The following is a 12213-nucleotide window of genomic DNA, read 5'->3' as shown; positions in this document are numbered from 1 at the left end:
TATATAGGAAAAACAAGTTTTTCAACGCAAAAAAACCGAAGCCTCAGTTTTGTCCGGGCTTCGGTTTTATGCTATTTTTTATGGGAAATAACGAGGTGGCGATACTGGCCTTCACCTGTTGAGTACGTATGAATCTGCTTTGCATAACCTGAAAGGGCGTCATGAATGATTTTCCTTTCGCTGGACGGCATTGGCTCTAAATGAACCGCCTTTTTCGTTTTGAGCACTTGATCGGCCAAACGAACCGCCAGCTGGCGCAAAGTATCTTTTCTTTTTAACCGGTAATTTTCCGCATCAACCACCACATGCCAGTATTGATCAGAATAGCGGTTTAAGACAAGCTGTGTCAGTGTTTCAAGGGCATTTAAGGTTTGGCCTCTTTTCCCTATCAGCAGCGCAGCTTTATCACCCTTTATCTGAAAGGTAATTGTCTTCTTGCTTTCGTTGATCATAACATGTGACGGACCGGCAATGGCTTCGCAAACCTGTTCCAGATAAGCCTTCGTCTCCTGAACAGGGTCCATTTTTTCAGTAAGCTCCACCAGTGCCTGCTTTTTCCCGAAAATCCCTAAAAAGCCTTTACTTCCTTCATCTATAACGGTGATCTCAACTTGATCTTTTGTTAATTGAAGCTCTTTAAGGCCGGATTGTACTGCTTCATCGACATTTTGCCCAGCAGCAGTCACCTTCCTCACTTTTTCTTTCCTCCCGCTTTTTGCGGTTCCGGTTCTTTTTTAAGATCCGGCCCTTTAATGAGGAAAGTTTGCGCAATCATAAACAGGTTTCCGACTACCCAATAAAGAGATAGAGCTGCCGGGAAGCTGATGGCAAATACGATGATCATAATCGGCATAATCCAAAGCATCATCGCCATTTGCGGATTTTGCGTCGCATTGCCAGCCATCATAAGCTTTTGCTGCACAAATGTGGCAACACCGGCTACGATTGGGAGAATATAATAAGGATCTTTTTCTCCTAAGTCAAACCATAGGAAGCTATGCTCTGATATTGCCTGTGTTCTCATAATTGCATGATAGAAACCAATTAAAATCGGCATTTGAATTAAAATTGGAAAACATCCCGCTAATGGATTTACCCCATGCTTGGAAAAAAGAGCCATTGTTTCCTGCTGAAGCTGCTGCTGCGTTTTTTGATCTTTTGAACTGTATTTTTCTTTAAGCTTCTGCATTTCAGGCTGTAATGCCTGCATGGCTTTTGAGCTTCTGAGCTGCTTGATCATCAGCGGCAAAATTAATAAACGGATTAAAACTGTGACAATGATAATTGAAAGTCCATAGTTGTCTCCTGTCAGTTTAGCAACATACGTGATGACCTCAGACAATGGATACACAACGTACTTGTCCCAGAAGTGCGGACTATTTGCAGTGATCGGCTCTTTTACACTCGAACACCCAGCTAAAAGCACTAACATGCCGACCATACTAAGTAGTAACCATATTCTCCTTTTCAACAACATTTCCTCCTATAATCAATCTTTAATAACAAAGGTACTCTCCTAAAAAATACACACTTGTATGTATTTTAGCATCTTTCAGTTTTAAATGGTGTTGATTTTTCAGTCCAACCAGAAGGAAGCGCTTTTAAAACACTACAAATAACAGTGGAAATAACTATTTTGAAGATTTCTTGTATAAAGAGGATTTTCTGAACAAGTGCTGCAGACTTTTTTTAGTTTCCTCAAAGGTCAGCTGACTCGCAGGTTTTCTCGCAATAATGATATAGTCTTTTTGCTTCAGTTTGTCTTTCTCATCCTGTAAAACTTGCCGGATTAAACGTTTCACACGATTTCGAACGACTGCGTTTCCGATTTTTTTACTAACTGAAAGCCCCGCCCGAAACTCATCGGCCTCCGGCTGATCAAGCACATATAAAACAAACTGGCGATTCGCCATTGACGTTCCGTGCTTAAACACCTTTTGAAAATCTTCATTTTTCTTTAAACGATTTCGCTTCTTCATTTTTGACTCACTCCGATACTGGCTGGCGGAAAACTTTTATTTCTGTATTTAGAATATGGGCCGTCTGAAAGCCAGAGAAAAACCATCTCTAGCTGACAGCGCCGCATAGAACTTCTTTCCCTCTTAACGTGAAAAAAGACCACTGACATTATTCAGTGGCCTAAGCTGATAATACTTTTCTGCCTTTACGGCGGCGGCGTGCTAATACTAGACGTCCGTTTTTAGAACTCATACGGCTTCTGAAGCCATGAACTTTACTGCGTTTACGGTTATTCGGTTGAAATGTTCTTTTCATTTATGACACCTCCCTCGAGGAATAGCTGTTAAAGACAGTCTTACTTATTATATTTGCGTAACCTACTCATTGTCAACTTCACTAATACTTTTGTTTCTTGCAACCATAATAGGATAACACACCTTTCTAACTTTCGAAACCTTATTTTTCATATTCCTTAATTTAGCGAAAAAAATATGAATCTCCAGATTTTTTTGAGGCTCAAAACCCCATGTGGATATCTTTTTGGCGTTTTTTTAATATCCACAGGTGTTATCGACAACATTTTCACATTGCTAACTGTTGTGGACAATATTTTTTCAACAACTTGTACAGTTTGTGGATAAGATTATGAGACCCATTGCAAGCTCTCGTTTATTTTGATATTATATTTGTGTTTTAACTCTTAATTATTGAACTCACCTTTTTCCGTTATCCACAAACTGTGGATAAGATGTGGACTGTTTTCACACAGGGTGTGTAGAATGTTGTCCACAAGCTGTGAAAATTGTCGAAAAGCTATTTATCTACTATATTATATGTTTTCAACATTTAATGTGTACGAATGGTATGCGCCATTTGCTCTTTTTTTGTGTTCTATAACAGAAATCAGCTGGCCCAATTCAAAGAAAAGGAGGGACGTGCCGGAAAATGGAGAATATATTAGACCTTTGGAATCAAGCCTTGGTTCAAATTGAAAAAAAATTAAGCAAGCCAAGTTTTGAGACTTGGATGAAATCTACAAAAGCACACGCACTGCAAGGAGATACACTGACAATCACCGCTCCAAATGAATTTGCCAGAGACTGGCTTGAGTCCAGATACTTGCATCTCATTGCAGATACTATATATGAATTGACCGGGGAAGAATTGAGCATTAAGTTTGTCATACCTCAAAATCAAGACGAAGAAGACTTTATGCCAAAACCTCCAATAAAAAAGGTGGCAAAAGAAGAACCGTCTGATTTTCCTCAAAATATGCTCAACCCTAAATATACATTTGACACATTCGTCATCGGATCTGGAAACCGTTTCGCTCATGCCGCTTCTCTAGCTGTAGCTGAAGCACCTGCCAAAGCGTACAACCCCTTATTTATATATGGGGGCGTCGGATTGGGAAAAACGCACTTAATGCATGCGATCGGCCATTATGTCATAGATCATAATCCTTCTGCCAAAGTGGTTTATCTGTCTTCTGAGAAATTTACAAACGAATTCATCAACTCTATTCGTGATAATAAAGCTGTCGATTTCCGCAATCGCTATCGAAATGTCGATGTACTTTTGATAGATGATATTCAGTTTTTAGCGGGAAAAGAACAAACCCAAGAAGAGTTTTTCCATACGTTTAACACGCTGCACGAAGAAAGCAAACAAATCGTTATTTCCAGTGACAGACCGCCAAAAGAGATCCCGACACTTGAAGATCGCTTACGCTCTCGTTTTGAATGGGGACTGATTACGGATATTACGCCGCCTGATCTTGAAACAAGGATTGCCATTTTGAGAAAAAAAGCGAAAGCTGAGGGGCTTGATATTCCGAATGAGGTGATGCTTTACATCGCTAATCAAATCGACAGCAACATTCGGGAACTTGAAGGGGCGCTTATACGGGTAGTAGCGTATTCGTCCTTAATCAATAAAGATATAAACGCTGATCTGGCTGCGGAGGCATTGAAAGATATCATTCCTTCGTCAAAACCGAAAGTGATTACCATAAAAGAAATTCAGCGAATCGTAGGTCAGCAATTTAATATAAAGCTCGAAGATTTTAAAGCAAAAAAACGTACAAAGTCCGTTGCGTTCCCAAGGCAAATCGCAATGTATCTCTCAAGGGAGATGACCGACTCTTCCTTGCCTAAAATCGGGGAAGAATTTGGCGGGCGTGATCACACAACTGTCATTCATGCTCATGAAAAAATATCAAAAATGATGCTTGATGATGAGCAGCTTCAGCAGCATGTAAAAGAAATTAAAGAGCAGCTTAAATAATAGGCCCGAGGATAAACCCGGGAAAGTGTGAATAACTTTTCTTAAGTCATGCACAGTCTGTCCACATGTGGATAGGCTGTGTTTCCTGTCTTTTTCACAACTTATCCACAAATCCACAGGCCCTACTAGTACTTCTACTATTTTTAAAATATATATATATTATTATCCGTTAGGAGGATAAACATGAAGTTCACGATTCAAAAAGATCGTTTAGTTGAAAGTGTCCAGGATGTATTAAAAGCAGTATCATCCAGAACGACGATTCCCATTCTTACAGGAATTAAGATTGTTGCATCCGATGAAGGAGTATCCTTCACAGGAAGTGATTCCGATATCTCAATCGAATCCTTTATCCCAAAAGAAGAAGGGGATAAAGAAATCATCACGATAGAACAGCCCGGCAGTATTGTGCTGCAAGCCCGTTTTTTCAGTGAAATTGTAAAGAAACTGCCGATGTCCACTGTGGAGATTGAAGTGCAAAATCAGTATTTAACCATTATCCGTTCTGGAAAAGCTGAATTTAATTTAAATGGTCTGGATGCAGATGAATATCCTCATCTTCCGCAGATCGAAGAACATCATGCCATTCAAATCCCGACTGATTTATTAAAAAACCTGATTCGTCAAACGGTATTCGCAGTGTCCACCTCAGAAACACGCCCAATCTTGACAGGTGTAAACTGGAAAGTGGAAAACGGTGAATTATTATGCATCGCTACGGATAGCCACCGCCTTGCATTAAGAAAAGCGAAGCTCGATATTCCTGAAGACAGCTCATACAACGTAGTCATCCCAGGAAAAAGCTTAACTGAATTGAGTAAAATTCTGGACGACAATCAAGAACTTGTAGATATCGTGATCACAGAAACGCAAGTGTTGTTTAAAGCGAAAAATGTCTTGTTTTTCTCAAGACTTCTTGACGGAAACTATCCCGACACGACAAGTCTGATTCCGCAAGAGAGCAAAACAGAAATCATTGTGAATACAAAAGAATTTCTCCAAGCGATTGATCGTGCATCCCTTTTGGCAAGAGAAGGACGGAACAACGTGGTTAAGCTTTCTGCAAAACCTGCTGAATCCATTGAGATTTCATCTAACTCTCCTGAGATCGGTAAAGTGGTTGAGGCCGTTTTGGCAGATCAAATCGAGGGTGAGGAATTAAATATTTCTTTTAGCCCAAAATATATGTTGGATGCATTAAAGGTGCTTGAAGGAGCAGAAATTCGTGTAAGCTTTACAGGAGCTATGAGACCGTTTCTGATTCGCACGCCGAACGATGAAACGATCGTACAGCTTATCCTGCCAGTCAGAACCTATTAATTCAAAAACAATTCCGCTGCCGGTCCGATCCGGCAGCTTTTCTATTCAGAACCTGCTCCTACAAGTTTTCCCTTTCCCTATTTCGTTATTTTTTAGTACAATTAGATATTAGTGATATTTGAAAGAGGTCGATATAATGGCAAATCCAATTTCCATTGATACAGAAATGATCACGCTTGGCCAATTCTTGAAATTAGCTGATGTTATTCAGTCAGGCGGCATGGCAAAATGGTTTTTGAGCGAGCATGAGGTATTCGTTAACAATGAACCCGATAACCGCCGCGGCAGAAAACTGTATGTTGGAGATGTGGTGGCGATTGAAGGATTTGGTTCATTTCAAGTCGTCAATTAAAGCAGGTGACATTGTTTGTATATCCAAAATTTGGAATTAACGTCTTATCGTAATTACGAGCGTGCTGAACTTCAATTTGAAAATAAAGTGAATGTCATCATCGGTGAGAACGCTCAAGGGAAGACAAATCTCATGGAAGCGATCTATGTTTTGTCGATGGCGAAATCACATCGCACGTCAAATGACAAAGAACTTATACGGTGGGACAAAGACTATGCTAAAATAGAGGGAAGAGTGATGAAGCAAAACGGGTCGATCCCGATGCAGCTTGTCATTTCCAAGAAGGGGAAAAAGGGCAAGGTCAATCATATCGAACAGCAAAAACTGAGCCGGTATGTAGGAGCGCTGAATACAATTATGTTCGCGCCCGAGGACTTAAATCTCGTAAAGGGCAGCCCGCAAGTAAGACGGCGGTTTCTTGACATGGAAATCGGCCAGGTATCTCCAGTCTATTTGTACGATCTTTCTCTGTACCAGAAAATTCTTACGCAAAGAAATCATTTTTTGAAACAGCTGCAAAGCAGGAAACAGACTGACCAGACAATGCTCGACGTTCTGACTGAACAGCTGATCGAGACAGCTGCAAAGGTTGTCGTAAAACGCCTGCAATTTACAGCGCAGCTTGAAAAATGGGCGCAGCCGATCCATTCGGGAATTTCAAGAGGGCTTGAAGAACTGACGCTGAAGTATCAGACGGCTCTTGAGGTATCAGATCCCGAAGACTTGTCGAAAATAGGAGATAGTTACCAAAGGGCGTTTTCAAAGCTAAGAGAAAAAGAAATTGAGCGTGGTGTAACGCTGTCAGGACCTCATCGGGATGATGTTCTTTTTTATGTGAACGGACGCGATGTGCAAACATATGGTTCTCAGGGGCAGCAGCGGACAACGGCATTGTCACTCAAGCTGGCGGAAATTGACTTGATTCATGAAGAAATCGGAGAATACCCTATCTTACTTTTGGATGATGTGCTGAGTGAGCTGGATGACTATCGGCAGTCGCATTTGCTTCATACGATCCAAGGCCGTGTTCAAACGTTTGTCACTACGACAAGTGTAGATGGCATTGATCACGAAACCTTACATCAAGCAGGAATGTTCCGTGTGCAAAACGGTGCGTTAGTGAAGTGAAGAAATGAGGTGAGCAATTGTATATTCATCTGGGTGATGACTTTGTCGTTTCCACACGGGACATCGTCGGCATTTTTGATTATAAAGTAAACATGTCGCCGATTGTCGAAGAGTTTCTTGCTAAACAGAAACAAAAAGTAGTGCCGTCCGTAAACGGCACACCAAAGTCTATTGTAGTCACAATACAGAATATATATTACTCCCCCTTATCTTCCAGCACACTGAAAAAACGAGCGCAATTTATGTTAGAAATAGATTCTTAGCGGATCTTTAAAATAAATATATTGTTTAAGAAAAGTGTAGGTGAATGTGCGTGGCTATGGAACAGCAGCAAAATAGTTATGATGAAAATCAGATACAGGTATTAGAAGGATTGGAAGCTGTTCGTAAAAGACCGGGTATGTATATCGGATCAACAAACAGCAAAGGCCTTCACCATCTGGTATGGGAAATTGTCGATAACAGTATAGATGAAGCCCTGGCCGGTTATTGTTCAGAAATTAATATTGAGATTGAGAAAGATAACAGCATTACTGTAAGAGATAACGGCCGCGGTATTCCGGTCGGCATTCAGGAAAAAATGGGCCGTCCAGCGGTTGAAGTTATCATGACGGTGCTGCACGCCGGCGGTAAATTTGACGGAAGCGGTTATAAAGTGTCCGGAGGATTGCATGGTGTGGGTGCCTCTGTCGTAAACGCACTTTCAACGACCCTGGATGTGACCGTTCACCGTGACGGAAAAATTCATTACCAGGCATATGAACGCGGGGTTCCTATGGCTGATGTTGAAGTGATTGGTGAAACAGATACAACCGGAACCATTACTCACTTTGTTCCGGATCCAGAGATTTTTACCGAAACGACGGTATATGATTATGATTTGCTTTCTAGCCGTGTCCGTGAGCTTGCATTCTTAACAAAGGGCGTTAAAATCACGATTGAAGATAAACGCGAAGAAAAAGAACAAAAAAATGAATACTGCTATGAAGGCGGAATTAAAAGCTATGTTGAGTATTTAAACCGTTCGAAAGAAGTTGTTCATGAGGAACCAATTTACATTGAGGGCACGAAGGACGGAATTACGGTTGAAGTCGCTTTGCAATACAACGACAGCTATACAAGCAACATCTATTCATTCGCCAACAATATCAACACATACGAAGGCGGTACACATGAAGCAGGCTTTAAAACAGGTCTGACCCGTGTAATCAATGACTATGCCAGAAAAAAAGGTATTTTCAAAGAAAGTGATCCGAATTTAAGCGGAGATGATGTGAGGGAAGGCTTAACAGCGATTATTTCCATCAAACATCCCGACCCGCAGTTTGAGGGCCAAACCAAAACGAAGCTTGGCAACTCTGAAGCTCGGACAATTACAGATGCGCTATTCTCGGAAGCGCTCGAAACATTTTTGTTTGAAAACCCTGACTCTGCACGAAAAGTGATTGATAAAGGCCTTATGGCTGCCAGAGCACGTATGGCGGCAAAAAAAGCACGTGAGCTGACACGAAGAAAAAGTGCGCTTGAAATTTCAAACTTGCCGGGTAAATTGGCAGACTGTTCATCAAAAGATCCGGGTATTTCTGAACTGTATATCGTAGAGGGAGACTCTGCGGGCGGTTCAGCAAAACAAGGACGCGACCGTCATTTCCAAGCGATTCTGCCGCTCAGAGGTAAAATTCTGAATGTAGAAAAAGCGAGACTTGATAAAATTCTCTCAAACAATGAGGTTCGTTCGATGATCACCGCGCTCGGAACCGGTATAGGCGAAGATTTCAATCTTGAAAAAGCCCGTTACCATAAAGTCGTTATTATGACAGATGCTGATGTTGACGGCGCGCATATCAGAACATTGTTATTGACTTTCTTTTATAGATATATGCGTCAAATTATTGAAAACGGCTATATTTATATCGCACAGCCGCCGCTCTATAAAGTTCAGCAAGGGAAAAGAGTTGAATATGCTTACAATGATAAGCAGCTTGAGGAAGTGTTAAGCACACTTCCGCAAACACCAAAGCCAGGCTTGCAGCGTTATAAAGGTCTTGGAGAAATGAATGCGACTCAGCTTTGGGAAACAACGATGGATCCTGATACAAGAACGCTTCTGCAAGTCACATTGGAAGATGCGATGGATGCGGACGAAACGTTTGAGATGCTGATGGGTGATAAAGTAGAACCGCGCAGAAACTTTATAGAAGCCAATGCAAGATACGTGAAAAATCTTGATATCTAATATGAGAAAGCCTTGTTTCCAATAAGAAATAAGGCTTTTTTCTCAAGCGGCCCTTGGCAGGGACATATATTCAGGCAATTCTTGCAAAACCCGTATATTCTAGCAATTTAATGTGTATAAACATAAGTTTATTGATATAATGGAGAATAGTGAAATCGTATTGAAGATCATAATGGACGATCTACTCCCACATAATTTCATGTGATACTTCAGGGAGGTTTTTTTAATGAGTGAACAAAATACACCGCAAGTTCGTGAAATAAATATCAGTCAGGAAATGCGTACATCCTTCTTGGATTATGCAATGAGCGTTATCGTATCCCGGGCTCTTCCGGATGTCCGTGACGGTTTAAAACCAGTTCACAGACGGATTTTGTACGCGATGAATGATCTGGGAATGACCAGTGACAAGGCGTATAAAAAATCTGCGCGTATTGTCGGAGAAGTTATCGGTAAGTACCACCCTCACGGGGATTCCGCAGTATATGAATCCATGGTCAGGATGGCGCAGGACTTCAACTACCGTTATATGCTTGTCGACGGTCATGGAAACTTTGGTTCTGTAGACGGAGACTCAGCCGCTGCGATGCGGTACACCGAAGCCAGAATGTCTAAGATCGCCATGGAAATTCTGCGAGACATTACAAAAGACACGATTGATTATCAAGATAACTATGATGGTTCAGAGAGAGAACCTGTTGTCATGCCGTCAAGATTCCCAAACCTGCTTGTAAATGGAGCAGCCGGTATTGCAGTCGGAATGGCTACAAATATACCGCCGCACCAGCTTGGAGAAATTATTGACGGAGTGCTTGCCGTAAGCGAGAACAAGGACATAACAATCCAAGAGCTGATGGAATTCATTCCTGGGCCGGATTTCCCGACTGCCGGACAAATTTTAGGCAGAAGCGGAATCCGCAAGGCGTATGAATCCGGAAGAGGTTCTATTACGATTCGGGCAAAAGCAGAAATTGAAGAAACACCGTCAGGGAAAGAAAGAATTTTAGTAACAGAACTCCCTTACCAGGTGAATAAAGCGCGTCTAATTGAGAAGATTGCTGATCTTGTCAGGGATAAGAAAATTGAAGGAATAACTGATTTGCGTGATGAGTCTGACCGTAACGGTATGCGGATTGTCATTGAAATCAGACGAGATGCCAATGCACATGTTATCCTGAACAATCTGTACAAACAAACGGCCCTGCAAACTTCCTTCGGGATTAACCTGCTGGCGCTTGTTGACGGCGAGCCGAAGGTATTAAATTTAAAGCAGTGTCTGGTGCATTATCTTGATCATCAAAAAGTGGTAATCAGACGAAGAACTGCTTACGAGCTTAGAAAAGCAGAAGCAAGAGCCCATATCTTAGAAGGGTTAAGAATAGCCCTTGATCACCTTGATGCAGTCATTTCCCTCATCCGGAATTCTCAAACGGCTGAGATCGCAAGAAATGGCTTAATCGAACAGTTCTCTCTGACTGAAAAGCAGGCCCAAGCCATTCTCGATATGAGATTACAGCGTTTAACCGGCTTGGAACGTGAAAAGATTGAAGAGGAATATCAATCACTTGTTAAACTAATTGCAGAGCTTAAAGAAATCTTAGCTAACGAAGAAAAAGTGCTAGAGATTATCCGTGAAGAGCTGACAGAGATAAAAGAGCGTTTCAATGATAAGAGACGTACAGAAATTGTGACAGCAGGTCTTGAAACAATTGAAGATGAAGATCTGATAGAAAGAGAAAATATAGTCGTTACGCTGACACATAATGGCTATATTAAACGACTCCCAGCTTCAACCTACCGCAGTCAAAAACGCGGAGGTAAAGGCGTGCAGGGAATGGGGACGAATGGAGATGACTTTGTAGAGCATCTGATTTCGACTTCCACCCATGATACGATACTCTTCTTCTCCAATAAGGGGAAAGTTTATCGCTCAAAAGGGTATGAAATCCCTGAATTCGGACGAACTGCAAAAGGAATTCCGATTATAAACCTGCTTGAAGTAGAGAAGGGCGAATGGATTAACGCGATTATCCCGGTAAGTGAATTTGATGAGAAGCTCTACTTATTCTTCACTACAAAACACGGGATTTCAAAACGCACAACTCTTTCTCAATTCGCAAATATTCGAAACAACGGTCTTATCGCTTTAGGACTCCGTGAAGACGATGAGCTGATGGCTGTCCGTCTCACAGACGGCACAAAACAAATCATTATCGGTACGAAGAACGGCTTGCTTATTCGGTTCCCGGAATCTGACGTAAGAGAAATGGGACGTACTGCGGCAGGCGTTAAAGGAATAACACTGACTGATGATGATATAGTTGTCGGAATGGAAATATTAGAAGATGACTCCCATGTCCTCATCGTGACAGAAAACGGATACGGTAAACGTACTCCGGCTGAAGATTACAGAACCCAGAGCCGCGGAGGCAAGGGACTTAAAACATGTAAGATTACAGAAAACAATGGCCGATTGGTTACGGTGAAGGCGACTAAAGGAGAAGAAGACCTGATGATCATCACAGCAAGCGGCGTGCTGATCAGAATGGATATTGAAGATATCTCTATAACAGGCCGTGTAACCCAAGGGGTTCGTCTCATCCGTATGGGCGAACAAGAACATGTGGCCACAGTAGCATTAGTAGAAAAGAATGACGAGACTCAAGAAGAAGATGAGCCGGAAGAAGAATAAAAAAGAGGCAGCCGATCAAAGGCTGCCTCTTTTTTTATAAACAGATAAACAAGATCCAATAAGAAATAAAAAAAGTCTTTGACAGTCTGAATAAGTATGATATAATTCATTCTGTTGTCTTTTAAGAAAGGCACAGGCGTCAAAAACTTTTCGAAAAAAAGTATTGACCCAGACAGTTTGAAATGTTATGATTAAATGGTCGCTTCAAGAGCGGCACACAAAGTTCTTTGAAAACTAAAC

General features: G+C 41.5%; 11 protein-coding genes. 7 read left to right on the top strand and 4 right to left on the bottom strand.

From position 1 onward, the window contains the following. Window positions 1–71 precede the first annotated feature (71 nt). The 4 genes from jag to rpmH all read right to left on the bottom strand — a co-directional run bounded on the left by jag (window position 72) and on the right by rpmH (window position 2274). Window positions 72–695: an RNA-binding cell elongation regulator Jag/EloR gene (gene jag / locus AXI57_RS00055; RefSeq protein ID WP_061668867.1), complete on the bottom strand. Its 624-nt coding sequence runs from the start codon at window positions 693–695 to the stop codon at window positions 72–74. Further along, the gene (gene spoIIIJ / locus AXI57_RS00050) at window positions 692–1477 is read right to left on the bottom strand and encodes a YidC family membrane integrase SpoIIIJ (RefSeq protein WP_072053271.1); all 786 of its coding nucleotides are present in this window, start codon (window positions 1475–1477) and stop codon (window positions 692–694) included. Before spoIIIJ ends, jag begins: the two co-directional genes overlap by 4 nt. A gap of 154 nt (window positions 1478–1631) precedes the next feature. Continuing rightward, the gene (gene rnpA / locus AXI57_RS00045; protein WP_003326040.1) at window positions 1632–1979 is read right to left on the bottom strand and encodes a ribonuclease P protein component; all 348 of its coding nucleotides are present in this window, start codon (window positions 1977–1979) and stop codon (window positions 1632–1634) included. Window positions 1980–2139: 160 nt separating this feature from the next. Continuing rightward, window positions 2140–2274 (bottom strand): 50S ribosomal protein L34, encoded by a 135-nt coding sequence (gene rpmH, locus AXI57_RS00040; protein WP_003178075.1) that lies wholly within the window; start codon window positions 2272–2274, stop codon window positions 2140–2142. 630 nt (window positions 2275–2904) lie between these two features. Here rpmH and dnaA point away from each other — a divergent pair. The 7 genes from dnaA to gyrA all read left to right on the top strand — a co-directional run bounded on the left by dnaA (window position 2905) and on the right by gyrA (window position 11973). Beyond that, window positions 2905–4245 (top strand): chromosomal replication initiator protein DnaA, encoded by a 1341-nt coding sequence (dnaA, locus tag AXI57_RS00035; protein WP_003326038.1) that lies wholly within the window; start codon window positions 2905–2907, stop codon window positions 4243–4245. Window positions 4246–4428: 183 nt separating this feature from the next. Further along, window positions 4429–5565: a DNA polymerase III subunit beta gene (gene dnaN / locus AXI57_RS00030; protein WP_003326036.1), complete on the top strand. Its 1137-nt coding sequence runs from the start codon at window positions 4429–4431 to the stop codon at window positions 5563–5565. Window positions 5566–5701: 136 nt separating this feature from the next. Next, entirely contained in the window at window positions 5702–5917 is a 216-nt protein-coding gene (rlbA, locus tag AXI57_RS00025; protein ID WP_003326035.1) for a ribosome maturation protein RlbA, read from the top strand. A 15-nt stretch (window positions 5918–5932) separates the two neighbouring features. Beyond that, a complete protein-coding gene (gene recF, locus AXI57_RS00020; protein ID WP_010790564.1) occupies window positions 5933–7045 on the top strand; it encodes a DNA replication/repair protein RecF in 1113 nt (370 codons plus the stop codon). Between the two features lie 17 nt (window positions 7046–7062). Continuing rightward, a complete protein-coding gene (gene remB, locus AXI57_RS00015; protein WP_061668866.1) occupies window positions 7063–7308 on the top strand; it encodes an extracellular matrix regulator RemB in 246 nt (81 codons plus the stop codon). Between the two features lie 56 nt (window positions 7309–7364). Further along, on the top strand, window positions 7365–9281 hold the full coding sequence (gene gyrB, locus AXI57_RS00010) for a DNA topoisomerase (ATP-hydrolyzing) subunit B (RefSeq protein WP_010790565.1): 1917 nt from the start codon (window positions 7365–7367) through the stop codon (window positions 9279–9281). 226 nt (window positions 9282–9507) lie between these two features. After that, window positions 9508–11973, top strand: coding sequence for a DNA topoisomerase (ATP-hydrolyzing) subunit A (gene gyrA, locus AXI57_RS00005; RefSeq protein WP_010790566.1), 2466 nt, complete (start codon window positions 9508–9510; stop codon window positions 11971–11973). The last annotated feature ends 240 nt before the right edge of the window (window positions 11974–12213 follow it).

This window comes from Bacillus atrophaeus (assembly GCF_001584335.1).
GTDB lineage: Bacteria > Bacillota > Bacilli > Bacillales > Bacillaceae > Bacillus > Bacillus atrophaeus.
This window is presented reverse-complemented; position numbering and strand designations above follow the sequence as displayed.

Bases quoted from the DNA above. Each gene is read 5' to 3' on its own strand.
- gyrA (WP_010790566.1), top strand. From the start codon at position 9,508: ATGAGTGAACAAAATACACCGCAAGTTCGTGAAATAAATATCAGTCAG.
- rpmH (WP_003178075.1), bottom strand. From the start codon at position 2,274: ATGAAAAGAACATTTCAACCGAATAACCGTAAACGCAGTAAAGTTCAT.
- dnaA (WP_003326038.1), top strand. From the start codon at position 2,905: ATGGAGAATATATTAGACCTTTGGAATCAAGCCTTGGTTCAAATTGAA.
- spoIIIJ (WP_072053271.1), bottom strand. From the start codon at position 1,477: ATGTTGTTGAAAAGGAGAATATGGTTACTACTTAGTATGGTCGGCATG.
- rlbA (WP_003326035.1), top strand. From the start codon at position 5,702: ATGGCAAATCCAATTTCCATTGATACAGAAATGATCACGCTTGGCCAA.
- rnpA (WP_003326040.1), bottom strand. From the start codon at position 1,979: ATGAAGAAGCGAAATCGTTTAAAGAAAAATGAAGATTTTCAAAAGGTG.
- gyrB (WP_010790565.1), top strand. From the start codon at position 7,365: ATGGAACAGCAGCAAAATAGTTATGATGAAAATCAGATACAGGTATTA.
- dnaN (WP_003326036.1), top strand. From the start codon at position 4,429: ATGAAGTTCACGATTCAAAAAGATCGTTTAGTTGAAAGTGTCCAGGAT.